This is a genomic window from Streptomyces sp. CB01373 (assembly GCF_002803075.1).
Taxonomy (GTDB): Bacteria; Actinomycetota; Actinomycetes; order Streptomycetales; family Streptomycetaceae; genus Streptomyces.
The window spans coordinates 204,328-229,184 of sequence record NZ_NNBK01000014.1 but is presented as its reverse complement, the minus strand read 5'-3'; the positions used below and the strand labels follow the sequence as shown (position 1 = coordinate 229,184).

Genomic DNA, 24,857 nt, shown 5'->3' with positions numbered 1-24,857 from the left:
CACGACGGGCATGGGCCGGTGCCGGGCCGTCAGTGGCGTCGGCGAGACTTGCACCGTGGCACCCACTGACGAGACCGGCCAGACGGCCCCGCACGCATCCCCGTCCGCGACGACGCCGCCTCCCCGGTCTCCGGAACCGGCCGAGGGCGTCGCCGGGGCGGGCGCCCGCATGCCCCGCTGGCTGCCGCGCGCCATGGTGCTCGCGATCGGCCTCGTCGCCGCCTTCCAGCTCGGCAGCTGGGCCTTCCACCAGCTGACCGGCCTGCTCCTCAACGCCCTCATCGCGTTCTTCCTGGCCCTCGCCATCGAGCCCGCGGTCAGCCGCATGGCAGCCCGCGGGATGCGCCGGGGGCTCGCGACCTTCCTGGTCTTCCTCGGCCTGACGATCGCCTCGGCGGGCTTCGTGATCCTGCTCGGCTCGATGCTCGCCGGGCAGATCATCAAGATGGTCGAGGGCTTCCCCGAGTACCTCGACTCCGTCATCAACTGGGTCAACTCCACGTTCCACACCGAGCTGAGACGGGTGGACGTGCAGGAGGGCCTGCTCCACTCCGACTGGCTGCGCACGTACGCGCAGAACAGCGCCGCGGGCGTGCTCGACGTGTCCGCCCAGGTGCTCGGGGGCCTGTTCCGGCTGCTGACGATCGCCCTGTTCTCGTTCTACTTCGCCGCAGACGGTCCGCGGCTGCGCCGCACCATCTGCTCCCTGCTGCCGCCCGCCCGCCAGGCGGAGGTGCTGCGGGCGTGGGAGATCGCCGTCGACAAGACCGGCGGCTATCTGTACTCGCGCGGCCTGATGGCGCTCGTCTCGGGGATCGCCCACTACGTCCTGCTCCAGGCCCTGGGAGTGCCGTACGCGCTCGTGCTCGGTGTCTGGGTGGGCCTGGTCTCGCAGTTCATCCCGACCATAGGCACCTATCTCGCGGGCGCCCTGCCGATGCTGATCGCCTTCACGGTGGACCCCTGGTACGCGGTGTGGGTGCTGGTCTTCGTGGTGGTCTACCAGCAGTTCGAGAACTACATGCTGCAGCCCAAGCTGACCGCGAGGACCGTGGACATCCATCCCGCGGTCGCCTTCGGCTCGGTCATCGCCGGCACCGCCCTGCTCGGCGCGGTGGGCGCGCTGATCGCCATTCCCGCGGTCGCCACCCTCCAGGCCTTCCTGGGCGCCTATGTGAAGCGGTACGCCGTCATGGACGACCCCCGCGTCCAGGGCCACCGCGGACGCGGCCCGGTCCCGGGCCTGCTCGACCGCGCGCGCCGGATGTGGCGGGCCCGGTAGGGCGTACGCGGCGGGGCGTGCTCGGCTGGGCTTACTCGGCAGGCGTCGCGGCGCTCGGCGCGCTCGGCTCGCTCCTCGGTCAGTGGCGAGCCGTGGCGACGAGGCGTCTCAGCGCGGCCTGTGCGGGTGGGCCCCAGGTCGGCTTGCCGCCGGGGCGGCCGTGGGTGCCGGCATCTCCGACGAGGACGCAGCTGAGGGCTTGCAGCACGGCCCAGCCGCGGGCGCGGCGCAGTGTCGCGGCGTCCGGGGCCGCGTCCGGGCCCGGACGGTAGGCGCAGTGGAAGCGGTCGAGGGCGTCCTCCGGCAGCAGCAGCCAGGAGGCGGCCAGGTCGCAGGCCGGATCTCCCGCGCAGAGGTCGCCGAAGTCGATCACGCCGCAGAAGGTGCCGTCGGCGGTGAGGACGTTGGCCGGATGCAGGTCGCTGTGGATCCATAGGGCCGGGCCCGTCCAGTCGGGCGCGCGGACGGCGTCCTCCCAGACGGCCCGGACGGCGTCCGGGCCGGGGACCAGCCCCAGCCCGGTGGCCGTGGCGAGCGGCTCGGCGAACGAGTCGGGGCGCTCGGCCAGCGGTCTGCCGCGGCCGAAGCGGCCGGTGGGCGCCTCGTCGGGGGCGGGTCGGTGAAGAGCCGACAGGAAGGCCGCCAGGGCGTCGGCCGCCTCCGCGGGGCGCGTGGCGGGGGCGAGGTCGGCAGGAGTGCCCGGCACCCAGGTGGTGACGACCCAGGGCCGCGGAAATCGCTCGGAGGGCTCGCCGAGGCGCTGCGGGACGGGGACCGGCAGAGGAAGGCGCGGGGCGAGGGAAGGCAGCCAGGCGTGCTCCTTGCGCAGTAACGCGTCCGCCGACCGCGTTGCCCAGGGCAGTCGGACGGCGAGGTCGTCGCCGAGCCGCCACAGTTGGTTGTCCCAGCCGCGCGCGCCGAGCCTCAAGGGGCGGTCGGCCAGGTCGGGATGCTGGTCGTGCAGCAGATCCCGGACCAGCTCCGCGGTGATCGCGATCTCGGTGTGGGTCATGCGGAGCCACGGTAGCCGGGCGGTGTCCTGCCCGCTCCGGTGCCGCTCGGCGCGCTTGACACGGAAATCGAACATCCATTCTTATAGGAGCTCCGGCAAGGCTCGACGGAAGGGATTTCGCCCCGGTTCGGGGGGAGAAGTGCCTGAGTTATCCACAGGCCGGACGTGCGTCGGGGCGCATTGTCAGTGGCAGGCGTTAGCGTCTTTGACGTGAAGCGATCGACACAAGCAAACCGGGTGGAACCCATGGCAGGAACCGACCGCGAGAAGGCGCTCGACGCCGCGCTCGCACAGATTGAACGACAATTCGGCAAGGGCGCGGTCATGCGCATGGGCGAGCGGTCGAAGGAGCCGATCGAGGTCATCCCGACCGGGTCGACCGCGCTCGACGTGGCCCTCGGCGTCGGTGGCCTGCCGCGCGGCCGTGTCGTGGAGATCTACGGACCGGAGTCCTCCGGCAAGACGACCCTGACCCTGCACGCGGTGGCGAACGCGCAGAAGGCGGGCGGCCAGGTCGCGTTCATCGACGCGGAGCACGCCCTCGACCCCGAGTACGCGAAGAAGCTCGGCGTCGACATCGACAACCTGATCCTCTCCCAGCCGGACAACGGCGAGCAGGCCCTGGAGATCGTGGACATGCTGGTCCGCTCCGGCGCCCTCGACCTCATCGTCATCGACTCCGTCGCCGCGCTCGTCCCGCGCGCGGAGATCGAGGGCGAGATGGGCGACAGCCACGTGGGCCTGCAGGCCCGGCTGATGAGCCAGGCCCTGCGCAAGATCACCAGCGCGCTCAACCAGTCCAAGACCACCGCGATCTTCATCAACCAGCTCCGCGAGAAGATCGGCGTGATGTTCGGCTCGCCGGAGACCACGACCGGTGGCCGGGCGTTGAAGTTCTACGCCTCGGTGCGCATCGACATCCGCCGTATCGAGACCCTGAAGGACGGCACGGAGGCGGTCGGCAACCGGACCCGCTGCAAGGTCGTCAAGAACAAGGTCGCGCCGCCCTTCAAGCAGGCCGAGTTCGACATTCTCTACGGCCAGGGCATCAGCCGCGAGGGCGGTCTGATCGACATGGGCGTGGAGCACGGCTTCGTCCGCAAGGCCGGCGCCTGGTACACGTACGAGGGCGACCAGCTCGGCCAGGGCAAGGAGAACGCGCGCAACTTCCTCAAGGACAACCCCGACCTGGCCAACGAGATCGAGAAGAAGATCAAGGAGAAGCTGGGCGTCGGCGTGCGGCCGGAGGAGCCGACCACGGAGCCGGGCACGGATGCCGCGGTCACCACCGCCGCGGACGCCACGGCCAAGGCGGCGCCCGCCAAGGCCACCAAGCCCAAGGCCGCCTCGGCCAAGAGCTGACCCGTGACACGGCGAACCGACTGGGCCGAGTACGAGTACGAGCACGCGGACGAGTACGCCGCCTTCGGTGCCCCACGGGGGAGGGGCACCGGGGACGCCCTCGGCTCGGGCACGGACCAAGACGGCGCGTACGGAGACGGCGGGTACGGGGACAGCGGGTACGGGGAGGCCGAGCCGGGCGCTGGTGTGCCCGGGGACGGCGGCGGACAGCGGCGCGCGGGTGGCCCACCCGTGGGTGGTGCGCGCCGGGGCGGCTCGCGTGACGGTGGGCCGCGCGGTGGACGCGGGGGCCGTCGGCGCGGCCCCGTCGAGGCGTCCGCCGAGGACGGGGGCACCTCCTCCGTGTCGAGGGCGGGGCAGGGGGAGCCTCCGGGGGACCCGGTGGAGCGGGCGCGCGCCATCTGCCTGCGCCTGCTCACCGGGACCCCGCGCACCCGCAAGCAGCTCGCGGACGCCCTGCGCAAGCGGGAGATCCCGGACGAGGCGGCGGACGAGGTCCTCTCCCGGTTCGAGGAGGTCGGACTGATCGACGACGGCGCGTTCGCGGACGCCTGGGTGGAGTCCCGGCACCACGGACGCGGACTGGCCCGGCGCGCCCTCGCCCGGGAGCTGCGGACCAAGGGCGTCGACACGGCACTGATCGACGAGGCGGTCGGCCGTCTCGACGCCGAGCAGGAGGAGGCCACCGCACGCGAACTCGTCGCCCGCAAGCTGCGCTCCACCCGCGGCCTCGACCGCGACAAACGGCTGCGCCGCCTCGCCGGGATGCTCGCCCGCAAGGGCTACTCCGAGGGCCTGGCCCTGCGCGTGGTCCGGCAGGCGCTGGAGGAGGAGGGCGAGGACGCCGACTTCCTCGCCGACGAGGGCTACTGAGCCGGCGCCCTCCGGGGCGTCCGGCGCGGGGAGGCACGGACGACACCACGGGGTGCGAGGCCTCGTGGGCCCGCAGGCCCAGGCGGGCGACTCCCTCTGCGACTGCGTCCCTCTACGACGGCTGCCCGCGGCCGTCCCACGGCGTCACCGGCAGCCCGGCCGAGCGCCATGCCTGGAAGCCGCCCACCAGATCGGTCGCCCGGAGCAGCCCCAGCCGGTGCAGGGACGCGGCCGCGAGACTCGACGCGTAGCCCTCGTTGCAGACGACGACCACGCGCAGGTCGTGACCGGTGGCCTCGGGGGCACGATGGCTGCCCAGGGGGTCGAGACGCCACTCCAGCTCGTTGCGCTCCACGACGAGGGCGCCCGGGATCAGACCGTCCCGCGTGCGCAGAGCGGCGTAGCGGATGTCCACCAGGAGGGCGTCGCCGGCCCGGGCGGCCGCGTGCGCCTCGCGCGCTTCGACGCGTTCGTAGCCCCGGCGGACCCGCTCCAGCAACTCGTCGATTCCGACGGGTGGTTGAGGTGTGCTCACTGCCAGTCCTCCGGGCGCTCGACCTGCTCGAGGCGCAGGGTCTGTTCGGTACGGCTGTAGCGGCGGATGCGGGGCAGCGGCGGGTGGTAGGCGTGCACGGAGACGGCGTGCCGGCCGGTGGACTCGTTGAGCACCTCGTGCACATGGTGGCGTCCGAAGGAGCGGCCCCGCCCCGCCGGAAGCCGCCGTTCGCGGTCGACGCCGTCGGTGAGTTCGAGGGTCCGCCAGCCGTCGGTGGGCAACCGGGCGGCGAGCGAGTTCTCCTTCAGTTCGCCCGAGGCGGTGACGAAGGCGCCGACCGAGTCGGCGTGGTCGTGCCAGCCCGTGCCGGTGCCGGGCGGCCAGCCGATCAGCCACGCCTCACTGCCGCCGGGCCCGTCCAGGCGCACCCAGGTGCGGCCCTCCGGGCCGAGCGGAAGCGAGGCGATCAGCTCGGTGTCGGCGGCGGTGCGCCGCACGAAGTCGAGGAGTTCCGCCTGAGTCGGCGCCTGCTCGGAGGACGCGGAGGACGCGGCGACGGCGGGAGCAGACCCGCCGGGAGAGGACTCGGCGGGCGAGGGCCCGGCAGGGGAGGAGTCGGCAGGGGAGAGTCCGGAAGCGGGGGACACGGGAGCCGAGGACCCGAGGGGCGAGACAGACACGTACACCGTCCTGAAGAGCGTTCGCGGAGGGCGCGCGGCGGCACAGGGTACGGACGTATGGCGTACGAGGGTGTGCGGATCGGGTGGCGCGCGCCGGGTGAGGGGAGGCGAGTTCAACAGGCCGGACGACACACGCAGCCCGCATAGCGGACGAGGTCCATATGGACCCTCCGCCACAGGCGCACATCGGTGTCGGTCACGTTCGGGAGTAGACCATGACGGTCCTGACCGGTCAACTCGCCCTCACCCTGTGGACCGCGCGGCGGACGGTCCGCGTGCGGTCCACAGGGCTCCGCGGTCAGCGCGCGCCCGCCTCGGCACGGTCCTCGGCGCGTCCGGCGCCGCCCAGCGCCGTCTCCGCCGCGGTGTACAGGTCGGCCGGGCGCACCCCGCTCAGCGCGGTGACCAGATGCCCGTCGGGCCGTACCAGCAGGACGGTGTGGGGGGCGGCGCCCGGGTAGCTCTCGGCGACCAGCAGTTCGGCGGGGTGCGGCAGCGCGGTCACCGCGGCGGCCAGCCGGGGCATGATGCCGGCGCTCACCCAGTGCCGGCGCTCCCACACCCCCGTACCCGGCGCGATCAGCACCACCAGCAGCGCGCCCCGGCCCAGACGGTCCCTCAGCGGCACGAAGGAGCCGTCCTCCGCGGTCACCACCACGTCGGCGACCGGGGAGCCGGCCGGCGTGTCCACGAGAACCTCGCCGTCCAGGGGCGGGGGTGTGAGCGGCGAGTCCGTGTACGCCCCCGGCGCGCCCAGCGGCCCGCGCCCCAGATGGCCGTCCATCAGCAGGGCGTCGTTCCCACGGCCGGATCCGGGCACGAGGGAGCGCAGTCCGCCGCCCCCGCGCAGTACGGGCAGCAGTTGGTCGGCGGCGCGCAGCCGGGCCGCGACGACGGCGCGCCGCTCGGTCTGGTAGCTGTCCAGCAGTGCCTCGTGCGGCCCGTGGTGCCAGGCCGGCGCCAGCTTCCAGGCGAGGTTGTCGGCGTCCCGCAGGCCCTCGTCGAGACCCTGGGTGCCGAGCGCGCCCAGCAGATGCGCCGCGTCCCCGGCGAGGAAGACCCGCCCGGCGCGCCAGCGGCGTGCCACCCGGTGGTGGACGGTGTGGACGCCGGTGTCGAGGAGTTCGTACGACGGCGAGGTTTCGCCGGTCCAGCCGGTGAGGGTCTCCCGGATGCGGGCGAGCAGCAGTTCGGGTGTGACCAGGTCCTTGCCGGGCGGCAGCAACCAGTCCAGCCGCCACACGTCGTCCGGGAGCGGACGGGCGGCGATCTCCCCGGCGAAGGGGCCGGTCGTCCGCCACGGCGGCAGTCGGTGGAGGAACGCTTCGCCGGGATGGGGCAGTTCGGTGCGCACCGCGGCGACGGCGTGCCGTTCGACGGCCGTGCGCCCGGGGAAGCGGATGTCCATGAGTTTGCGCACGGTCGAACGCGGGCCGTCGCAGCCGACCAGGTGACTGCCGCGCCACCATGTGCCGCCCGCTCCGCGGGTGTGGGCGGTGACCCCCGTGGTCTCCTGCTCCATGCTGTCCAGCCGGCTGTCCACGGCGAGTTCGATCAGCGGTTCGTGGGCGACGGCGGCGCGCAGGGCGCCGGTCAGGACGTGCTGGGCGATGTGCAGCGGCGCGGGTTCGGCGTCGTCGAAGGCGACTTCGTGCATCACCTGTTTGCGCCGCAACGACCGCCATCCGGCCCAACGGAGGCCGGCCCCGCCGAGCGGCACACCGGCCAGGCGCTCCACGAGCGCGGTGGTGTCCTCGCGCAGGACGACCGTACGCGCGGCGCGCGGCGCGTCCGTGCCGGAGCCCTCGTCGAGCACGACGGAGGGCACCTCCTGACGCGCCAGCGCCAGGGCGAGCGTGAGCCCGACGGGCCCCGCTCCGACAACGATCACCGGATCCACGGCGCGGCGCCTCCTGCCAGCAGCGGTGTCCTGGAGGTGAGAGGTGAACAGAAAGCCGGAGCACGGTGCACGATCACAGAACGTATGCAACAGACTGGGCGCCAGCCGGTCAAGCGGGACGCACGCCGGTGCTCCAGGTGCGCGGTGGCGTGCGCCGTGCGGCGGCTCGTGTGCGCGGCCGACCGCCGTGCCCCTTCGCGGCGTCCTACGCCGAGGGGGTGCGGCGGCAACAGGCCACCGCACCCCCCTCGGGTGCCTCAAAACTGCTGGACCATCCGTCAGGTCGAGCCGCCCGCACCCGTTCCGTAGGTGCCACCGGTCTGGGCGGGGTTGACCTCCTCCTCGTCCGCGGCGAGGACGACGCCGGTGCTCCGCTTGCTGCGGCGCAGCCTGCGCTCGAGCCAGCTCGCGAAGCTGGTGAGGGCGAAGTTCAGCAGGATGAAGATGACAGCCACCACGATGAAGCTGGCGATGACGTTGGCGTAGTTGGCCGCGAGCGTGCTGCGGGAGCCCAGCAGCTCGGGGAAGGCGAGCATCGCGCCGCCCAGCGCGGTGTCCTTCACGATGACGACCAGCTGGCTGACGATGGCCGGCAGCATGACGGTGACCGCCTGCGGGAGCAGGATGCCGCTCATCGTCTGGCCCTTGCGCAGACCGATCGCGTAGGCGGCCTCCGTCTGCCCCTTGGGCAGGGCCAGGATGCCGGCACGTACGACCTCGGCGAGAACCGAGGCGTTGTAGAGCACCAGGCCGGTGACGACCGCGTAGAGGGGGCGCACGTCGCTGGCGATGCCCGTGGAACGGACGTAGAACTCGTTGGCGAACAGCATCAGCAGCAGTACCGGGATCGCCCGGAAGAACTCGACCACCACACCGGCCGGAACCCGGACCCACCGGTGGTCGGACAGTCGGGCTATGCCGAAGAACGCGCCCAGCGGAAGGGCGATGACCATGGCGAGCGCCGCGGCCTTCAGCGTGTTGCCGAGGCCGGGCAGCAGGTACGTCGTCCAGGCCGCGGAGGTGGTGAAGGGCTGCCACAGGGCCCACTTGAGCTGGCCCTTGTCGTTCATCGTCGACCAGATCCACCACAGGAGCAGTGCGAGCAGGGCGACGAAGACGACGGAGAGGATCACATTGCGCCGCCTGGCCCGGGGGCCGGGGGCGTCGTAGAGCACGGAACTCATCGCTTCACCGCCAGTCGCTTGCCGAGCCAGCCGAGGAAGAGGCCGACGGGCAGGGTCAGGACCACGAACCCGAGGGCGAAGACGGCGCCGATGGCAAGCGTCTGGGCCTCGTTCTCGATCATCGTCTTCATCAGGTAGGAGGCCTCGGCCACACCGATCGCGGCAGCCACGGTCGTGTTCTTGGTCAGTGCGATCAGTACGTTGGCCAGCGGTCCGATCACCGCGCGGTACGCCTGCGGCAGCACGACGAGCCGCAGCGACTGGCTGAAGTTGAGCCCGATCGCGCGCGCCGCCTCCGCCTGCCCGACCGGCACGGTGTTGATGCCGGAGCGCAGCGCCTCGCAGACGAACGCCGCGTGGTAGGCCACGAGCCCGAGCACCGCCAGCCGGAAGCCCTGGATCTTGAAGTCGGACGCGCCCATCGTCACCCCGAAGATGTCGGCGAGGCCGAGGGAGGTGAAGACGATGAGCACCGTCAGGGGGATGTTCCGGAAGATGTTGACGTAGGCGGTGCCGAAGCCGCGCATCAACGGAACCGGGCTGACCCGCATCGCGGCCAGCAGGGTGCCCCAGACCAGGGAGCCCAGGGCGGAGAGGGCGGTGAGCTTCACCGTCATCCAGAACGCCCCTAGGACGTCGTAACCTTGAAGAAAGTCGAACACGATCTCCCGCGCTTCCGGGTGTGTGGGGTACGAGGACGGCGTGGCGCGCCGCCGCCTTGTGCGCGGTGGGCGGCGGCGCGACTGTGGAACCCTGCTATGCCTGCGGATCCCTGCTTACCGGACGAGCCGGGTCACTTGACGAGGTCGCCGATCTTCGGGGCGGGCTCGTTCTTGTAGTCGGCCGGGCCGAAGTTCTTCTTGACCGCGGCGTCCCACGAGCCGTCGCTGACCATCTTCTCCAGCGCGGAGTTGATCTTGTCCACGGTCGCGGTGTCGCCCTTCTTGACACCGATGCCGTAGTTCTCGTTGCTCAGCTTGAGCCCGGCGAGCTTGAACTGGCCCTTGTAATTGTCCTGGGAGGCGAAGCCCGCGAGGATCGAGTCGTCGGTGGTCACCGCGTCGACGGCACCGCTCTGCAGGCCGGCGATGCACTCCGAGTAGCCCGCGTTCTCCTTCAGGGCGGCCTTCGGCGCGATCGTCTTCTGGACGTTCTGCGCCGAGGTCGAGCCGGCCACGGAACACAGCTTCTTGCCGTTGAGGTCCGTGCCCTTGGAGATGTCCGAGTCGGCCTTGACCAGCAGGTCCTGATGGGCCAGCAGGTACGGGCCGGCGAAGTCGACCTTCTGCTTGCGCTCGTCGTTGATCGAGTACGTGGCCACGATGAACTTCACGTCGCCGTGGGCCAGCGCGTTCTCACGCTCGGCGCTCTTGGTCTCGACCCACTCGATCTGGGAGGGCTTGTAGCCGAGTTCCTTGGCCACGTAGGTGGCCACGTCCACGTCGAAACCGGAGAACGAGCCGTCGGGCTGCTTCAGACCGAGGCCGGGCTGGTCGAACTTGATGCCGACCTTGACCTTGCCGCCACCGCCCGACGACCCCTCGTCCTTCTTGTCGTTCGAGCTGCACGCCGTCGCCGACAGGGCGAGGGCGAGGACGACGGCCGAGGCGGCGGTGACCTTGCGGAGCTTCATGTGAACTTCCTTCGGTGTTGAGGAGATGCTGAGCCGTCGGACGGCGACGGCAGGATCACGGGCCGGCGGCGTACTGCGCCACCGGCGGGCCGCCGCGTCAGTGGTGCAGGATCTTCGAAAGGAAGTCCCTGGCCCGGTCGCTGCGCGGGTTGCTGAAGAACTGGTCGGGCGCGGCCTCTTCGACGATCCGGCCGTCGGCCATGAAGACCACCCGGTTCGCGGCCGATCGGGCGAAGCCCATCTCGTGGGTGACGACCACCATCGTCATTCCGTCCCGGGCGAGTTGCTGCATGACCTCCAGCACCTCGTTGATCATCTCCGGGTCGAGCGCGGAGGTCGGCTCGTCGAACAGCATGACCTTCGGGTCCATGGCCAGCGCCCGCGCGATCGCCACGCGCTGCTGCTGGCCGCCGGAGAGCTGCGCGGGGTACTTGTCGGCCTGCGCGCCCACTCCGACCCGGTCGAGCAACTCGCGGGCCCGCTCCTCGGCCTTGGCCTTCTCCGTGCGGCGGACCTTGATCTGGCCGAGCATCACGTTCTCGAGCACGGTCTTGTGTGCGAAGAGGTTGAAGGACTGGAAGACCATGCCGACGTCGGCGCGCAGCCGGGCCAGCTCCTTGCCCTCCTGCGGCAGCGGCTTGCCGTCGATCGTGATGCCGCCCGAATCGATGGTTTCCAGACGGTTGATGGTGCGGCACAGAGTGGACTTCCCGGACCCGGAGGGCCCGATGACCACGACGACCTCGCCGCGGGCGATCGTCAGCTCGATGTCCTGGAGCACGTGCAACGCGCCGAAGTGCTTGTTGACGCTCTTCAGGACGACCAGATCGGCGGTCGAGGCCACGTCTTCCTTGGCCATCGATACTTCGGTCATCGCTTTCAGGCTCCGTCCTCCTCGGTTTCGGGGGACAGTAATGACCGATGCGACCAGCGTCATCACATCTGAGGGAGATCTGAGCATCACGATCCGGTAGCGGCCGTGCACATGTCGTAGCGCGGCCGGGTGGGGCGCGTACCGGCTGGATAACGACACAGGGTGCGCAACCGGAAGCCTCTTGACGCCGTCCTCGTCCATCAGCGTCACTGCCATGGTGCACACGCGCGCATGCACGACGTGTACACACTGTGACCGTACGACTCATGAACCGGAGGGGGCCGGAATGCGACTGCTCCTCGTCGAGGACGACAACCATGTCGCCGCCGCCCTGTCCGCGGTCCTGGCGCGGCACGGGTTCGACGTCACCCACGCCCGCAGCGGCGAGGAGGCCCTCCAGGCCCTCGTCCCCGAGAGCGCCTGCTTCGGCGTGGTCCTGCTCGACCTGGGCCTGCCCGACCAGGACGGCTACGAGGTCTGCGCCAAAATCCGCAAGCGCACCAGCACCCCCGTGATCATGGTGACCGCCCGCTCCGACGTCCGCTCCCGCATCCACGGCCTCAACCTCGGCGCCGACGACTACGTGGTGAAGCCCTACGACACCGGCGAACTGCTCGCCCGTATCCATGCCGTCAGCCGCCGCACCGCCCACGAGGACGCGAACGCCGCCGGGGAGACCACCCTGCGCCTGGGCGCGGTGCTCGTCGAACTGCCCACCCGGCAGGTCAGCGTGGACGGCGCGGTCGTCCAGCTCACCCGCAAGGAGTTCGACCTGCTCGCGCTGCTCGCCCAGCGCCCCGGCGTCGTCTTCCGGCGGGAGCAGATCATCAGCGAGGTGTGGCAGACCAGTTGGGAGGGCACCGGGCGGACCCTGGAGGTGCACGTCGCCTCCCTGCGCTCCAAGCTGGGCACGCCGGCGCTCATCGAGACCGTACGCGGCGTCGGTTACCGCCTCGTCGCCCCGGCCGCCTAGCGGGGACGGGTGAGCTCACGTCTGCTGCCGCTGCTCATCGTCCTGATGGCGGCCGTCCTGCTCGCGCTCGGCGTTCCGCTCGCCGTCAGCGTCGCGGGCGCCGAGCAGCAGAAGGCGGTCGTGGACCGCATCGACGACTCCGCGCGCTTCGCGGCCCTGGCCCAGTTCGTCACGGACGGGACCAGCGGCCCCCGGCGCACGGTCCCGGACGAGCGGCTGGAGACCCTCCGCCGCGAACTCGGCAGCTACCACGGGGTCTACGGCATCCGGGCGGGCGTCTTCTACCGGACCGGGGTCCCGATGGCCAACGCACCGGACGACTGGTCGCTGCCCGCGCACGGCGAGGTACGCGACGCCTTCGACGAGGCGCTGCTGAGCCGGCGCAGCCACGATCCGGAGCAGGTCTGGCCCTGGCAGCGCCACCGGCTCGTCGTCGCCTCCCCCGTCATCCGGGACGGCGACGTCGTCGCGGTCGTCGTCACCGACTCGCCGACCGGGCAGATGCGTTCGCGGACCCTGCACGGCTGGCTGCTCGTCGGCACCGGCGAGATCGCCGCGATGCTGCTCGCCGTCGGCGCGGCGCTGCGGCTGACCGGCTGGGTGCTCAGGCCCGTACGGATCCTCGACGCCACCACCCACGACATCGCCACCGGACGGCTGAAGTCCCGGGTGGCGGCCGCTGGCGGACCGCCCGAACTGCGAAGGCTCGCCCGGTCGTTCAACGAGATGGCGGACAACGTCGAGGACGTGCTGGAACAGCAGCGCGCCTTCGTCGCCGACGCCTCGCACCAGTTGCGCAATCCGCTCTCCGCGCTGCTGCTGCGCATCGAGCTGCTCGCGCTCGAACTGCCCCAGAACAACGAGGAGATCGCCTCGGTACGCACCGAGGGCAAGCGCCTCGCCCAGGTCCTGGACGACCTGCTCGACCTGGCGCTCGCCGAGCACGCCGAGCCGGATCTGCGACTCATCGACATCGGGGAGCTGGCCGCCGAGCGGGTGGCGGCCTGGGCGCCGGCCGCCGAGGCCAAGGGGGTGCGGCTGGCCGGCGACTGCCCGGCCACCACGGCCTGGGCCGACCCCGTGGCCCTGTCGTCCGCGCTCGACGCTGTGATCGACAACGCGGTGAAGTTCACGCCGGACGGCGAGAGCGTCGAGGTGACGGTCTCCTTCAACCGCGACACGTCGACCGTCGTCGTGGCCGACCACGGCCCCGGCCTCACCGACGAGGAAATCGCCCGCGTCGGCGACCGCTTCTGGCGCAGCGGACGCCACCAGAACATCCAGGGCTCCGGCCTCGGTCTGTCCATCTCCCGCGCCCTGCTCGCGGCGGGCGGCGGCTCGATCTCCTACGCCCGGCACCGGGTGGAGGAGCCGCGCGGACTGCGGGTGACCGTGACCGTGCCGAGGTCGCCTCCTACGGCTTGACCGAGCGGTAGTAGCGCCGCGCGCCCTCGTGCAGCGTCAGGGGGTCGGTGTAGATCGCGGTGCGCAGGTCGACGAGCTGGGCGGAGTGGACGTGGGCACCGATGCCGTCACGGCTCTTGATGACGGTGCGGGTCACCCACTCCGTCAGCCTCGGGTCCATGTCCTCGCGCGTCATCAGCACGTTGGACACGGCGATCGTCGGCACGGCCGCGCCGTTCTGGACCGACGGGTACGCCGACTCCGGCATGTTGGTGGCGCGGTAGTAGCGAGTGGCGCCGCCCTCGGCGTGCAGCCTGGCCACCAGATCGGCCTCGATCGGCACGAAACGGAACGGGAACTGCTCGGCCAGCCGCCGCAGACCGTCCGTCGGGAGCCCGCCCGACCAGAAGAACGCGTCGAGATCGCCCTGCCGCAGCCGGTCCGGGGCGGTGCCGATGCCGTCGCCCATCGGGCGGATGTCCGTCTCCGGGTCGATCCCGGCCGTCCTGAGCACCCGCTCGGCGATCAGCCGGACCCCGGACTCCGGCGGCCCGACCGACACCCGCTTGCCGCGCAGGTCGGTCACGGAGCGGATGCGCGAGTCGCGCGGGACGACGAGTTGCACGTAGTCGTCGTAGAGGCGGGCCACACCGCGCAGCCGCGAGGCACCCGGGCCGTGGTTCACCTCGTACGTCTCCACCGCGTCCGCCGCGGCGATGGTGAAGTCGGACCGGCCGGTCGCCACGCGCGCGACGTTCTCCTGGGAACCGTCGCTGGTCAGCAGCCGCACCTTCAGATCCGGCATGTCCTTGGCGAACGCGGTGCGCAGCCGCACGCCGTATTCCTGGTAGACCCCGCGCAGGGTTCCCGTGCTGAAGGTGATCGTCCCGCTCGGAGGTGCCTCGCCCAGGGGCAGCAGCCACCACAGCAGCAGCCCGAGGACCACGACCCCGGCGACCGTGCCCTGGAGGCCGCGGCGTCGTCCGATGCGGCGGAACAGCGTAGGCATGCGCGCGATCCTGCCAGTGGTACGCCGTGCTGACCAGGGGCGGGTGGCCCGGCGGCCGGTCAGGCGGACGGCCGGTGGCGTCCGGGCCGGCGGCTACCCTCGCGGTATGAGTTCCTCGCCCGCCGATCTGGTCCGTGAGTTCCACCGTGCCTTCGGGCTCGACGCCCGCCCCACGCCGACCCGGGTGCCGCCGGAACTGGCCGCGCACCGCGGGGAACTGCTCGCCGAGGAGGCGGCCGAGGTCGCGGAGGTCTCGGTCGGCGGCCCGCTCGACCGGCTCGCGCACGAACTGGCGGACGTCGTGTACGTGGCGTACGGCACCGCCCTCGTGCACGGCATCGACCTCGACGAGGTGATCGCCGAGATCCACCGCGCCAACATGACCAAGCTCGGCCCGGACGGCCGGATCGCCCGCCGCGCCGACGGCAAGGTGCTCAAGGGGGAGCACTACGTCGCACCGGACGTCTCGGCCGTACTGCGCCGGCAGGGCTGGGCCCCCGAGGGCGTCTGAGGGCGCGCGGCCGTCCTGCGGCGGTCCCGAGTCGGCCGTGCTGCGCCGGCAGGGCTGGGCCCGCGCGGCGGTGTCCGAGTGCGCAACGGGGTTCCACGGCGCTCCCGGGCCGGCCGGGTGGGCGCGGTGGGGGCTGGGGCCCTGGCGGCGTCCGACGGCGCGTGACCGCTCCACGGCAGTGCCGAGGTGCCCGGCGGCGCGCGCAGCGTGCGACCGCCTCATGGAAGCCCGGAGTCGGCGGGCAGTCGCGGTGAGGGGCGGGCGGACCGCACCGCGAGTACCAGCGCCAGCGCGGACAGCGTGGCCGCGTCCTTGAAGGCCCGGCGGGTCGAGGCGTCCAGGTGCGGGAAGGTGAACTGGGGCACCTGCGGGACGAGCGCGACCCAGAACCACGGAGAACGCGTCACCGAGTCAGCCTCCAGCACGCCGGCGACCAGCAGCGGCACCACGACGACCAGATAGTGGTCGTAGGACGGCCGGGACACCAGGTAGGAGGCCAGCATCAGCAGCGCGGCCGTGTCCGCGAGCCGCGCGGGACCGGGAACGCCGCGCCGCCAGCGCAGCCGGGCGCAGAGCACCCCGGCCGTCGCCGCGGCCAGGGCCACCACCTCGGCCGGTACGGTCGGCAGCCCCAGCCGCGGCAGCACCGCCGGCAGGGACGCGTCGAACGGCCGCATCAGACCGTCCCCGCCCTTGAGCAGGAAGGGCAGGGTGCGGGTGAAGAAACCGCCCGGGTCCGGCATGATCAGGGCCGCGCCCGCCGAGAGGGCCAGTGGCACCGCCACCATCCACGCCAGTGCCCGCCACCGCCGGGCCAGCACCAGCAGGACGGCCACGGGCAGCAGCAGCGGCTTCACTGCCACCGAGAGACCCAGGACCACTCCGGCCAGGTCCCAGCGGCCCCGGTCGGCCAGCAGCAGCGCCAGCGGCAGCGCCAGCGCGCCGACCGCCGTCCAGTTCCCCAGGTTCACCAGATGGCCCACCGGCGCCCAGCACAGCACCAGCGCCAGCAGCCCCAGCACCGCGAACCGGCTGTGCGCCGGCACCCGGAACAGGCGCACCGCACACCACCACCCGCCCGCGATCAGCGCCACGCAGGCGATCGGCGCGGCGACGCGCACCACGGGCGCCGGCAGCGCGGCCTGACCGGCGGCGAACAACACGGCACTGGGCAGGTAGAGGAAGCGCCGGTCGGCGTACGGGGCGCCACCGGCCAGCCAGACCTGCCCGGCATGGACGACGAAGGCGTTGTCCATACCTCCCCCGGTGAACGCGACGGCCACGCGCGCGGCACGGGCGAACAGGACGACGGCGAGGAGGGCGACCGGGACGGGACCGGCAGGCCGCAGCAGCCACGCACGCAGCACCGCGGTCGGGGGCACGTCCGGCACGGGTGCCCGCAGGGCGTCACGAAGCTCCGTCACGCCTGTCATTCTGGGTCAGTTGTCCACCTGCGGGAGGAAATGGCCGCTCGTGTCGCCGTCACGCGGGCGCAAAGCCTTCCGGCCGCTCCGTCGCTCCCACGGACCCGCGCGGTGCCCGGTCCCGCCCCGCCCGCATGTCCGTGAAGCCCGGCTCGGAAGCCCGTGAGGCCCGGCCCGGAAGGGCGTGACGCTCCGCCGTTCTGGTGCCGTCCGGGACCACCTACCCTTGTTGCATGACCAGCAGCAGCGACCGGAGCCCCGCAGTGGACGTTCAAGGACCCAAGAGCTACGAGATCCGCACCTACGGGTGCCAGATGAACGTCCACGACTCCGAGCGGCTGGCCGGCCTGCTCGAGGATGCCGGCTACGTGCGGGCGCCCGAGGGGGCGGACGGCGACGCCGACGTCGTCGTCTTCAACACCTGCGCCGTCCGGGAGAACGCCGACAACCGGCTGTACGGCAACCTGGGGCACCTCGCGCCGCAGAAGGCCAAGCGGCCCGGGATGCAGATCGCGGTCGGCGGCTGCCTGGCGCAGAAGGACCGGGACACCATCGTGAAGAGGGCGCCCTGGGTGGACGTCGTCTTCGGCACGCACAACATCGGCAAGCTGCCCGTCCTGCTGGAGCGCGCCCGCGTGCAGCAGGAGGCTCAGGTGGAGATCGCCGAGTCCCTGGAGGCGTTCCCCTCCACGCTGCCGACGCGGCGCGAGAGCGCGTACGCGGCCTGGGTCTCGATCTCCGTCGGCTGCAACAACACCTGCACCTTCTGCATCGTCCCCGCGCTGCGCGGCAAGGAGAAGGACCGCCGCCCCGGCGACATCCTCGCCGAGGTCGAGGCCCTGGTCGCCGAGGGCGTCTCCGAGATCACTCTGCTCGGCCAGAACGTCAACGCCTACGGCTCCGACATCGGCGACCGCGAGGCGTTCAGCAAGCTGCTGCGGGCCTGCGGGAACATCGACGGCCTGGAGCGGGTCCGCTTCACCTCGCCGCACCCGCGCGACTTCACGGACGACGTGATCGCCGCGATGGCCGAGACCCCGAACGCCATGCCGCAGCTGCACATGCCGCTGCAGTCCGGCTCCGACACGGTGCTGAAGGCGATGCGCCGCTCCTACCGGCAGGAGCGCTACCTCGGGATCATCGAGAAGGTCCGCGCCGCCATCCCGCACGCCGCGATCACCACCGACATCATCGTGGGCTTCCCCGGCGAGACCGAGGAGGACTTCGAGCAGACGCTGCACGTCGTGCGCGAGGCGCGCTTCGCGCAGGCGTTCACCTTCCAGTACTCCAAGCGCCCGGGCACCCCGGCCGCCGAGATGGCGGACCAGATCCCCAAGGAGGTCGTCCAGGCGCGCTACGAGCGGCTGGTCGCCCTCCAGGAGGAGATCTCCTGGGAGGAGAACAAGAAGCAGGTCGGCCGCACGCTGGAGCTGATGGTCGCCGAGGGCGAGGGCCGCAAGGACGGCGCCACCCACCGCCTCTCCGGTCGCGCCCCCGACAACCGCCTGGTCCACTTCACCAAGCCCGAGCAGGACGTACGCCCCGGCGACGTGGTCACCGTCGAGGTCACCTACGCCGCCCCGCACCACCTCCTCGCCGAGGGCTCGGTGCTCGACGTGCGCCGTACGCGCGCGGGTGACGCCTGGGAGAAGCGCAACGCCGCCGAGGCCGCCAAGCCGGCCGGTGTCATGCTCGGCCTCCCGAAGGTGGGCGCGCCGGAGCCGCTTCCGGTCGCCGCGGGCAGCGGCTGCGGCTGCGACTGACCCCGGCGGGCTCGGCCGGCCGACCCCCGGCCGACCGGCGGCGTTACGCTGCGGATCATGCTTGTCGCCGCCGCTGTCTGCCCCTGCCCGCCCCTCCTCGTGCCCGAGGTGGCCGCGGGAGCCGCACCCGAACTCGACTCCGCCCGGGCCGCCTGCACGGACGCGCTGGGCGTGCTCGCCGCCGCCCGGCCCGATCTGCTGGTGGTCGTCGGACCCGCGGAGGCCTGCGGGAGCGGCCTTCAACCGGAGGGCGCCCGGGGCTCGTTCCGCGGCTTCGGCGTGGACCTGGAGGTACGGCTCGGCCGGGACACGGGTACCGGGTCCGGGGGCGAGCTGCCGCCCTCGCTCGCCGTCGCCGCCTGGCTCCTCGAGCGCACCGGCTGGTCCGACGCCCCGGTCGAGGGACTCGGCGTGGAGGAGTCACTGACACCCGAGCGGTGCGCGGCGGCCGGCCGGGATCTCGCCGCGCGGGCCGGCCGCGTGGCGCTGCTGGTGATGGGCGACGGCAGCGCGCGGCGCACGCTCAAGGCGCCGGGGTATCTCGACGAACGGGCCGAACCCTTCGACGCGGGCGTCGCCCGAGCGCTGGGGGAGGCCGACACGTCGGCTCTCATGGCGCTGGACGGTGTCCTGGCGCACGAACTGAAGGTGTCGGGCCGGGCCTCCTGGCAGGTACTGGCCGGCGCGGCCGAGGACGCCGGCCTCTCCGGCACCCTGCTCCACGACGACGCACCGTACGGAGTGGGATACCTGGTCGCAGCCTGGTCGTGAGCCTGCTTCCGAGCGGGACGCGGCGCACGTCCTGGTCATGACCGGGAGACGGCGCACACGGCGGACGGCCGGGAGGCCCAGGGCCTCCCGGCCGTCCGCCGTCGCCCCTCAAGACGTGGGCGGCGGTCCCTCCGGCGGCGTCGGCGCGGCAGCGCCGCCCGGCGCCGTGCCGGTGCCCGGGTCCGGGCTCGTGCCCGGCTCAGGGGCGGTGCGGGTCTCCGGGCCCGTCTCGCCCTTGTGGGCGAGCCGGTCCATGGCGTGCTTGGCCTTGCCCGTACCCGCGTGGATCCTGTCGCTGTACTTGCCCTTGGTCTTCTCGTCGACCACCTTCGCGGCCTTGTCGAGGTTCTGCCCGATCGTGCCCCCGTGGCGCTGGGCGAGGTCCGACACCTTCTCCTTCGCCGGGCCGATCCTGGCCTTCATGTTGTCCAGCAGACCCATGGTTCACCTTCCCTGACGGGGCGGATTCCTGCTCCCCGGCGGTCGAGGTCCCCTCCGCCCCTTCGACCTCCGAAGGAGTCGCGCAAAAGCGTCCATACTCACTCGATACCCTACTCGTGCTACCCCCTCACCTGCCGTCACACGACTCGTGCGAGGGACCGCCCGCGGGGTTTGGGAGACTGGTGCGGTGAGCAGCGCACCCCCCGCCCCCCGCGTCATCGCCGTCGTCGGCCCCACCGCGGCCGGAAAGTCCGATCTCGGCGTCTTTCTGGCCCAGCGCCTCGGCGGGGAGGTCGTCAACGCCGACTCCATGCAGCTCTACCGAGGGATGGACATCGGCACCGCGAAGCTGACGCCCGAGGAGCGCGGTGGCGTCCCCCACCACCTGCTCGACATCTGGGACGTGACGGTCACGGCCTCCGTGGCCGAGTACCAGCGGCTCGCCCGGGAACGGATCGACGCGCTGCTCGCCGAGGGGCGCTGGCCGGTCCTGGTCGGCGGTTCCGGCCTGTACGTCCGCGGGGCCGTCGACAACCTGGAGTTCCCCGGCACCGACCCCGAGGTGCGCGCCCGTCTGGAGGACGAGCTCACGCTGCGCGGATCCGGGGCGCTGCACGCCCGCCTCGCCGCCGCCGACCCCGAGGCCGCGCGGGCGATCCTGCCCAGCAACGGCCGCCGGATCGTCCGGGCCCTGGAGGTGATCGAGATCACCGGCCGCCCCTTCACCGCGAACCTCCCGGGCCACGACTCGGTCTACGACACCGTCCAGATCGGCGTCGACGTGGCCCGCCCCGAACTCGACGAGCGCATCGCGCGCCGGGTCGACCGCATGTGGGAGGCGGGGCTCGTGGACGAGGTGCGCGCGCTGGAGGCGCGGGGCCTGCGCGAGGGGCGTACCGCGTCGCGTGCGCTCGGCTACCAGCAGGTGCTCGCGGCGCTCGAGGGGGAGTGCACCCTCGACGAGGCGCGCGCGGAGACCGTGCGCGCCACGAAACGCTTCGCGCGCCGCCAGGACTCCTGGTTCCGGCGCGACCCCCGGGTGCACTGGCTGAGCGGGGCCGCGGCGGATCTCACGGAACTTCCGCATCTCGCCCTGGCGTTGGTCGAACGACCGGTTACAGCCTGATCACGTCATGGCATCGGGACGCCCAGGCCGTCATCCAGGCCTCCGGCGCCGTGCCATCATCAAGCTCGGATCGACCGAGTGAAGTCCTAGTTGGGAGGGCGCGTGGCGATGGAGGCCGGCCCTCGCGACACCGCACAAGACATCGACCGCATCACCGTGGAGCGCGGCGACGCGGAACCGGACGAGGGCTCGTTGAGCCCCGACGGGCCCGACGAGACGCAGGGTGGTGTGACCGCGGACGGACCCGGTCCCGAGGAGATGTTCCCCGGGCCCGAGGTGGAGGTCGAGCTGCGCCCGCAGCGGCGGCTGCGCATCTGGCAGCTGGCCCCGATCGTGGGCCTGGCCGTCGTCGGCTCGCTGATGTTCGCCTTCCCGCTGGCCTTCGACGGCGACAACGGCGCCGTGATCGCCATGCTGGGGCTGCTGATCTGCTCCTGCTCGGCGGGCTGGGGCATGATGGCCGCCCGCCGCGTGGGTTACACCTGGCCGGGCCTGCCGCCGCGAGGCTCCGGGCGGCGCCTCGACTGGCGGGTGATCGGCGCGTACATCGTCGTCGTCGCCGTGGTCGTGGTGCTGGCCGTCTGGCGCGTCGCGCGCCTGCGATAGGGCCTGGCCGCCCGGTCCCGCTCGTACCGCGGCCCCCGACTCACGTGATCACCGGCTGCCGGCCGGTGAACGTGATCACGGGGTTGTCGGAGCGACCCCGTACGATCGAGCCATGAGCACGCGCATCCCCTTCCTCAAGGGCCACGGCACGGAGAACGACTTCGTGATCGTCCCTGACCCGGAGAACGCCGTCGAGCTGTCCCCGGCGGCCGTCGCCGCCCTGTGCGACCGCCGCGCGGGCATCGGCGCGGACGGGGTGCTGCACGTCGTACGCTCCGCCGCGCATCCCGAGGCCCGCGCGATGGCGGCCGAGGCGGAGTGGTTCATGGACTACCGCAACGCCGACGGCTCCGTCGCGGAGATGTGCGGCAACGGCGTGCGGGTGTTCGCGCGCTACCTCCAGTACGCCGGACACACGACGGAGGGCGACCTCGCCATCGCCACGCGCGGGGGCGTGAAGACGGCGCACATCGCCAAGGACGGGGACGTCACCGTCGGCATGGGCAGGGCGACGCTCCCCGAAGGCGACGTCACCGTGAGTGTCGGCGAGCGCAACTGGCCCGCGCGCAACGTGAACATGGGCAACCCGCACGCGGTCGCCTTCGTCGACGACCTCGCCGACGCAGGCGAACTGCTCGCGCCGCCGCCCTTCAGCCCGGCCTCCGCCTACCCGGACGGCGTGAACGTCGAGTTCGTCGTCGACCGCGGTCCCCGCCACGTCGCCCTGCGCGTGCACGAGCGCGGCTCGGGCGAGACCCGCTCGTGCGGCACGGGCGCGTGCGCCGTCGCCGTGGCGGCCGCCCGGCGCGACGGCGCCGACCCGGCGGCCACCGGTGCCCCGGCGACGTACACGGTGGACCTGCCCGGCGGAACGCTGGTGATCACCGAGCGGCCGGACGGCGAGATCGAGATGACCGGTCCCGCAGTGATCGTCGCGGAGGGCGTGATCGACGCGAAGTGGCTGGAAACAGCGGTCGGCTGACGGCCGGTCGGCTGGGCATCGTAGCCCCGGCGGTCCATGGGAAGGTCATACGTATGCCCGGAGACGGAAGCGGGCAGCGAATCCACGGCCCGTCCCCTGCCAGGTGACTGAAAACCGTAAACATCCTGGCCATCGCTCGATTGGGTGATCCGTTTCACGCTCGCCGGGAGACGGCCGGTCGGGCGTGCTGGGCTCGGTAGCATCAATCACCGGCCCGGACGGGGGATCCGTTGCCAACCCCTGTGCCGAGAACGCCCTGGGGCGCCCCGTCCGCCGGTCCACGCAGCCGGAGGTGCCCATGAGTGCGGATGCCACGAATCCTGCGGCCCCGGGCCCGGTGGCTCCCGCCGGGCCCCGACGCAGGGCCCGCCCGCGGATCGACCTGCGCCGGCTCGGCCGTGCCGCGGTGCTCGGCCCGACCGCCCGCGACCGGCTGCCCGACGCCATCGGCCACGTGGCCGAGGCCCACCGCGCGCACTTCCCCGAAGCCGACCTCGAACCGCTGCGCCGGGCCTACGTCCTGGCCGAGTCCTCGCACCGCGGCCAGATGCGCAAGAGCGGCGAGCCCTACATCACGCATCCGCTCGCCGTGACCCTCATCCTCGCCGAACTCGGCGCGGAAACCACGACGTTGACCGCGTCCCTGCTGCACGACACCGTCGAGGACACCGACGTGACGCTGGACCAGGTCCGCGAGCAGTTCGGTGAGGAGGTCCGCTACATCGTCGACGGCGTCACCAAGCTGGAGAAGGTCGACTACGGCGCGGCCGCCGAGCCCGAGACCTTCCGCAAGATGCTCGTCGCCACCGGCAGCGACGTCCGCGTGATGTCGATCAAACTCGCCGACCGGCTGCACAACATGCGCACCCTCGGCGTGATGCGCCCGGACAAACAGGCCCGCATCGCCAAGGTGACCCGGGACGTCCTCATCCCCCTCGCCGAACGGCTCGGCGTGCAGGCGCTCAAGTCCGAGCTGGAGGACCTCGTCTTCGCGATCCTGCACCCCGAGGAGTACGCGCACACGCGCGAGTTGATCGCGGAGAACGCGGGCCGACCGGGCGACCCGCTCACCGAGGTCGCCGAGCAGGTGCGCGGAGTGCTGCGCGAGGCCGACGTGCCCGCCGAAGTGCTCATCAGACCGAGGCACTTCGTCTCCGTGCACCGGGTCTCCCGCAAGCGCGGCCGGCTGCGCGGCAGCGACTTCGGCCGGCTGCTGGTCCTGGTGAACGAGGACGCCGACTGCTACGCCGTCCTCGGCGAACTCCACACCTGTATGACGCCCGTCGTCTCGGAGTTCAAGGACTTCATCGCCGTACCCAAGTTCAACCTCTACCAGTCGCTGCACACCGCCGTCGCCCGCGAGGACGGACAGGTCATCGAAGTCCTCATCCGCACCCACCAGATGCACAAGGCCGCCGAGGCCGGGGTCGTCGCACTCGGCAACCCCTACGCCCCTCCCGCCGAGGAGCACACCACGAGCGACGGTGAGCGTGCCGACCCCACCCGCCCCGGCTGGCTCTCCCGCCTCCTCGAATGGCAGCGGGCCGCGCCGGACTCCGACACCTTCTGGTCCACCCTGCGCGAGGACCTCGCCCAGGACCGCGAGATCACCGTGTTCCGGCCCGACGGGGGGACCCTTGGCCTGCCCGAGGGCGCCACGTGCGTGGACGCCGCGTACGCCCAGTACGGCGAGGACGCGCACGCGTGCATCGGCGCCCGAGTCAACGGCCGACTGGCGACGCTGAGCACCGTCCTGAAGGACGGCGACAGCGTCCAGCTCCTGATGGGCCAGGACCCGGCCTCCGAGCCCTCCCGGGAATGGCTGGACCACGCCCACACCCCGGCCGCCCGCATCGCCATCCAGCGCAGGCTGGCCACCCGCCAGTCCGCGGTGGACCGGGGCCAGGACGCCGACGGGGGCGCCGCACCGTCGCAGGCCGACGCTGCACCGTCGCAGGTCTCCGGACCCCTCGTGACGGTCCAGGCGGCCGGGCCGGCCGTGAAGACCGCCTTCGGGCCCCGCACGGCGAGCGTCGTGGTCGCCGGCCGGCCCGACACGGCCGCACGACTCGCGGGCTGCTGCACACCTGTGCCGCCCGACGCGATCACCGGCTTCGCCGTGCGCGGGGGAGTGGTGACGGTGCACCGCCTGGAGTGCGCGGCGGTCGGACGGATGAGGAGTGCGGGGCGCGCCGAGTTCGGCGTGCACTGGGGGGAGACGACGGCGTGCCGTGTCACGCTGCTCGCTGAATCGTTCGGCCGCCCCCATCTGCTGGCCGACCTGACCGAGGCCATCGCCGTCGAGGGCGTCGAGATCATCTCCGCCACCGTGGCCCCGCCGGCACAGCAGCGCGTCCACCACACGTACACCCTCCAACTCCCCGACGCGGCCAGGCTCCCGGCCCTGATGCGCGCCATGCGTAACGTCCCGGGCGTCTACGACGTGAGCCGGACGCAGCCTCAGCCGCCGGGGCTGTGAGCCGCGCGGGTCCTTCTTCGCGCGTGGCGCCGGGCTGCTGACCATGTGTCCGGCCCGCCGCCCGCGCGTCGA

24 protein-coding genes are annotated in these 24,857 nt (G+C 72.4%); 12 read left to right on the top strand and 12 right to left on the bottom strand.

Features of this window, described 5'->3' with window-relative positions; all coding sequences use genetic code 11:
* The first annotated feature begins 55 nt into the window (after positions 1 to 55).
* Positions 56 to 1,282 (top strand): AI-2E family transporter, encoded by a 1,227-nt coding sequence (locus CG719_RS24005; protein ID WP_100570785.1) that lies wholly within the window; start codon positions 56 to 58, stop codon positions 1,280 to 1,282.
* 79 nt (positions 1,283 to 1,361) lie between these two features.
* Here CG719_RS24005 and CG719_RS24000 read toward each other — a convergent pair whose 3' ends face one another.
* Entirely contained in the window at positions 1,362 to 2,294 is a 933-nt protein-coding gene (locus CG719_RS24000) for an aminoglycoside phosphotransferase family protein (protein WP_100570784.1), read from the bottom strand.
* A gap of 246 nt (positions 2,295 to 2,540) precedes the next feature.
* Here CG719_RS24000 and recA point away from each other — a divergent pair, with 246 nt between their 5' ends.
* The gene (gene recA / locus CG719_RS23995; protein ID WP_100570751.1) at positions 2,541 to 3,656 is read left to right on the top strand and encodes a recombinase RecA; all 1,116 of its coding nucleotides are present in this window, start codon (positions 2,541 to 2,543) and stop codon (positions 3,654 to 3,656) included.
* A gap of 3 nt (positions 3,657 to 3,659) precedes the next feature.
* Positions 3,660 to 4,529: a recombination regulator RecX gene (recX, locus tag CG719_RS23990; protein WP_100570750.1), complete on the top strand. Its 870-nt coding sequence runs from the start codon at positions 3,660 to 3,662 to the stop codon at positions 4,527 to 4,529.
* A gap of 112 nt (positions 4,530 to 4,641) precedes the next feature.
* On the opposite strand, the gene CG719_RS23985 is transcribed toward recX, so the two are convergent.
* The 8 genes from CG719_RS23985 to CG719_RS23955 form a co-directional block, all read right to left on the bottom strand.
* A complete protein-coding gene (locus CG719_RS23985; protein ID WP_100570749.1) occupies positions 4,642 to 5,064 on the bottom strand; it encodes a rhodanese-like domain-containing protein in 423 nt (140 codons plus the stop codon).
* The gene (locus CG719_RS23980; RefSeq protein WP_100570748.1) at positions 5,061 to 5,672 is read right to left on the bottom strand and encodes a cysteine dioxygenase; all 612 of its coding nucleotides are present in this window, start codon (positions 5,670 to 5,672) and stop codon (positions 5,061 to 5,063) included. Before CG719_RS23980 ends, CG719_RS23985 begins: the two co-directional genes overlap by 4 nt.
* A 146-nt stretch (positions 5,673 to 5,818) precedes the next feature.
* Entirely contained in the window at positions 5,819 to 5,890 is a 72-nt protein-coding gene (locus CG719_RS37420; RefSeq protein ID WP_324838480.1) for a putative leader peptide, read from the bottom strand.
* A gap of 113 nt (positions 5,891 to 6,003) precedes the next feature.
* Positions 6,004 to 7,605 (bottom strand): FAD-dependent monooxygenase, encoded by a 1,602-nt coding sequence (locus CG719_RS23975; RefSeq protein WP_100570747.1) that lies wholly within the window; start codon positions 7,603 to 7,605, stop codon positions 6,004 to 6,006.
* Positions 7,606 to 7,883: 278 nt separating this feature from the next.
* Complete coding sequence (locus CG719_RS23970; protein ID WP_100570746.1) at positions 7,884 to 8,789, bottom strand: amino acid ABC transporter permease; 906 nt, start codon at positions 8,787 to 8,789, stop codon at positions 7,884 to 7,886.
* Entirely contained in the window at positions 8,786 to 9,451 is a 666-nt protein-coding gene (locus CG719_RS23965) for an amino acid ABC transporter permease (protein ID WP_100570745.1), read from the bottom strand. The genes CG719_RS23970 and CG719_RS23965 overlap by 4 nt, the downstream gene beginning before the upstream one ends.
* A gap of 131 nt (positions 9,452 to 9,582) precedes the next feature.
* Positions 9,583 to 10,422 carry a glutamate ABC transporter substrate-binding protein gene (locus CG719_RS23960; RefSeq protein ID WP_100570744.1) on the bottom strand — a complete coding sequence of 280 codons (840 nt, stop codon included), beginning with the start codon at positions 10,420 to 10,422 and terminating at the stop codon, positions 9,583 to 9,585.
* A 97-nt stretch (positions 10,423 to 10,519) separates the two neighbouring features.
* A complete protein-coding gene (locus CG719_RS23955; RefSeq protein ID WP_100570743.1) occupies positions 10,520 to 11,296 on the bottom strand; it encodes an amino acid ABC transporter ATP-binding protein in 777 nt (258 codons plus the stop codon).
* Between the two features lie 286 nt (positions 11,297 to 11,582).
* Between CG719_RS23955 and CG719_RS23950 the strand changes: the two genes are divergently transcribed.
* Both CG719_RS23950 and CG719_RS23945 read left to right on the top strand, forming a co-directional pair.
* Positions 11,583 to 12,269: a response regulator transcription factor gene (locus CG719_RS23950; RefSeq protein WP_100570742.1), complete on the top strand. Its 687-nt coding sequence runs from the start codon at positions 11,583 to 11,585 to the stop codon at positions 12,267 to 12,269.
* A 9-nt stretch (positions 12,270 to 12,278) separates the two neighbouring features.
* On the top strand, positions 12,279 to 13,694 hold the full coding sequence (locus tag CG719_RS23945) for a sensor histidine kinase (protein WP_100570741.1): 1,416 nt from the start codon (positions 12,279 to 12,281) through the stop codon (positions 13,692 to 13,694).
* Here CG719_RS23945 and CG719_RS23940 read toward each other — a convergent pair.
* The gene (locus CG719_RS23940) at positions 13,684 to 14,682 is read right to left on the bottom strand and encodes a TAXI family TRAP transporter solute-binding subunit (protein WP_100570740.1); all 999 of its coding nucleotides are present in this window, start codon (positions 14,680 to 14,682) and stop codon (positions 13,684 to 13,686) included. The two genes, CG719_RS23945 and CG719_RS23940, sit on opposite strands and share 11 nt — an antisense overlap.
* Positions 14,683 to 14,788: 106 nt before the next feature.
* Here CG719_RS23940 and CG719_RS23935 point away from each other — a divergent pair, with 106 nt between their 5' ends.
* On the top strand, positions 14,789 to 15,193 hold the full coding sequence (locus tag CG719_RS23935; protein ID WP_100570739.1) for a MazG nucleotide pyrophosphohydrolase domain-containing protein: 405 nt from the start codon (positions 14,789 to 14,791) through the stop codon (positions 15,191 to 15,193).
* 218 nt (positions 15,194 to 15,411) lie between these two features.
* On the opposite strand, the gene CG719_RS23930 is transcribed toward CG719_RS23935, so the two are convergent.
* Entirely contained in the window at positions 15,412 to 16,617 is a 1,206-nt protein-coding gene (locus CG719_RS23930) for a glycosyltransferase family 87 protein (RefSeq protein WP_234375728.1), read from the bottom strand.
* A 233-nt stretch (positions 16,618 to 16,850) separates the two neighbouring features.
* Here CG719_RS23930 and miaB point away from each other — a divergent pair, with 233 nt between their 5' ends.
* Both miaB and CG719_RS23920 read left to right on the top strand, forming a co-directional pair.
* On the top strand, positions 16,851 to 18,380 hold the full coding sequence (gene miaB, locus CG719_RS23925; protein WP_100570737.1) for a tRNA (N6-isopentenyl adenosine(37)-C2)-methylthiotransferase MiaB: 1,530 nt from the start codon (positions 16,851 to 16,853) through the stop codon (positions 18,378 to 18,380).
* A 57-nt stretch (positions 18,381 to 18,437) separates the two neighbouring features.
* Positions 18,438 to 19,151: a class III extradiol dioxygenase subunit B-like domain-containing protein gene (locus CG719_RS23920; protein ID WP_100570736.1), complete on the top strand. Its 714-nt coding sequence runs from the start codon at positions 18,438 to 18,440 to the stop codon at positions 19,149 to 19,151.
* 108 nt (positions 19,152 to 19,259) lie between these two features.
* On the opposite strand, the gene CG719_RS23915 is transcribed toward CG719_RS23920, so the two are convergent.
* Positions 19,260 to 19,592 carry an antitoxin gene (locus CG719_RS23915; RefSeq protein WP_100570735.1) on the bottom strand — a complete coding sequence of 111 codons (333 nt, stop codon included), beginning with the start codon at positions 19,590 to 19,592 and terminating at the stop codon, positions 19,260 to 19,262.
* 187 nt (positions 19,593 to 19,779) lie between these two features.
* On the opposite strand from CG719_RS23915, the gene miaA reads away from it, so the two are divergent.
* The 4 genes from miaA (at position 19,780) to CG719_RS23895 (ending at position 24,785) form a co-directional block, all read left to right on the top strand.
* Positions 19,780 to 20,718 (top strand): tRNA (adenosine(37)-N6)-dimethylallyltransferase MiaA, encoded by a 939-nt coding sequence (miaA, locus tag CG719_RS23910; RefSeq protein WP_100570734.1) that lies wholly within the window; start codon positions 19,780 to 19,782, stop codon positions 20,716 to 20,718.
* A 108-nt stretch (positions 20,719 to 20,826) separates the two neighbouring features.
* Positions 20,827 to 21,324, top strand: a complete 498-nt coding sequence (locus tag CG719_RS23905; RefSeq protein ID WP_100570733.1) for a hypothetical protein — start codon at positions 20,827 to 20,829, stop codon at positions 21,322 to 21,324.
* A gap of 112 nt (positions 21,325 to 21,436) precedes the next feature.
* Positions 21,437 to 22,306: a diaminopimelate epimerase gene (dapF, locus tag CG719_RS23900; protein WP_100570732.1), complete on the top strand. Its 870-nt coding sequence runs from the start codon at positions 21,437 to 21,439 to the stop codon at positions 22,304 to 22,306.
* A 298-nt stretch (positions 22,307 to 22,604) separates the two neighbouring features.
* The gene (locus tag CG719_RS23895; protein ID WP_100570731.1) at positions 22,605 to 24,785 is read left to right on the top strand and encodes a RelA/SpoT family protein; all 2,181 of its coding nucleotides are present in this window, start codon (positions 22,605 to 22,607) and stop codon (positions 24,783 to 24,785) included.
* Positions 24,786 to 24,857 lie beyond the last annotated feature (72 nt).

What these genes read in the sequence shown, in the direction of transcription:
- CG719_RS23915 (WP_100570735.1), bottom strand. Translation starts at nt 19,592, where the DNA reads ATGGGTCTGCTGGACAACATGAAGGCCAGGATCGGCCCGGCGAAGGAG.
- CG719_RS23905 (WP_100570733.1), top strand. Translation starts at nt 20,827, where the DNA reads ATGGAGGCCGGCCCTCGCGACACCGCACAAGACATCGACCGCATCACC.
- CG719_RS23920 (WP_100570736.1), top strand. Translation starts at nt 18,438, where the DNA reads ATGCTTGTCGCCGCCGCTGTCTGCCCCTGCCCGCCCCTCCTCGTGCCC.
- CG719_RS23970 (WP_100570746.1), bottom strand. Translation starts at nt 8,789, where the DNA reads ATGAGTTCCGTGCTCTACGACGCCCCCGGCCCCCGGGCCAGGCGGCGC.
- CG719_RS23940 (WP_100570740.1), bottom strand. Translation starts at nt 14,682, where the DNA reads ATGCCTACGCTGTTCCGCCGCATCGGACGACGCCGCGGCCTCCAGGGC.
- CG719_RS23935 (WP_100570739.1), top strand. Translation starts at nt 14,789, where the DNA reads ATGAGTTCCTCGCCCGCCGATCTGGTCCGTGAGTTCCACCGTGCCTTC.
- CG719_RS24000 (WP_100570784.1), bottom strand. Translation starts at nt 2,294, where the DNA reads ATGACCCACACCGAGATCGCGATCACCGCGGAGCTGGTCCGGGATCTG.
- CG719_RS23950 (WP_100570742.1), top strand. Translation starts at nt 11,583, where the DNA reads ATGCGACTGCTCCTCGTCGAGGACGACAACCATGTCGCCGCCGCCCTG.
- dapF (WP_100570732.1), top strand. Translation starts at nt 21,437, where the DNA reads ATGAGCACGCGCATCCCCTTCCTCAAGGGCCACGGCACGGAGAACGAC.
- miaB (WP_100570737.1), top strand. Translation starts at nt 16,851, where the DNA reads ATGACCAGCAGCAGCGACCGGAGCCCCGCAGTGGACGTTCAAGGACCC.
- CG719_RS23895 (WP_100570731.1), top strand. Translation starts at nt 22,605, where the DNA reads ATGAGTGCGGATGCCACGAATCCTGCGGCCCCGGGCCCGGTGGCTCCC.
- CG719_RS23955 (WP_100570743.1), bottom strand. Translation starts at nt 11,296, where the DNA reads ATGACCGAAGTATCGATGGCCAAGGAAGACGTGGCCTCGACCGCCGAT.
- recA (WP_100570751.1), top strand. Translation starts at nt 2,541, where the DNA reads ATGGCAGGAACCGACCGCGAGAAGGCGCTCGACGCCGCGCTCGCACAG.
- CG719_RS23960 (WP_100570744.1), bottom strand. Translation starts at nt 10,422, where the DNA reads ATGAAGCTCCGCAAGGTCACCGCCGCCTCGGCCGTCGTCCTCGCCCTC.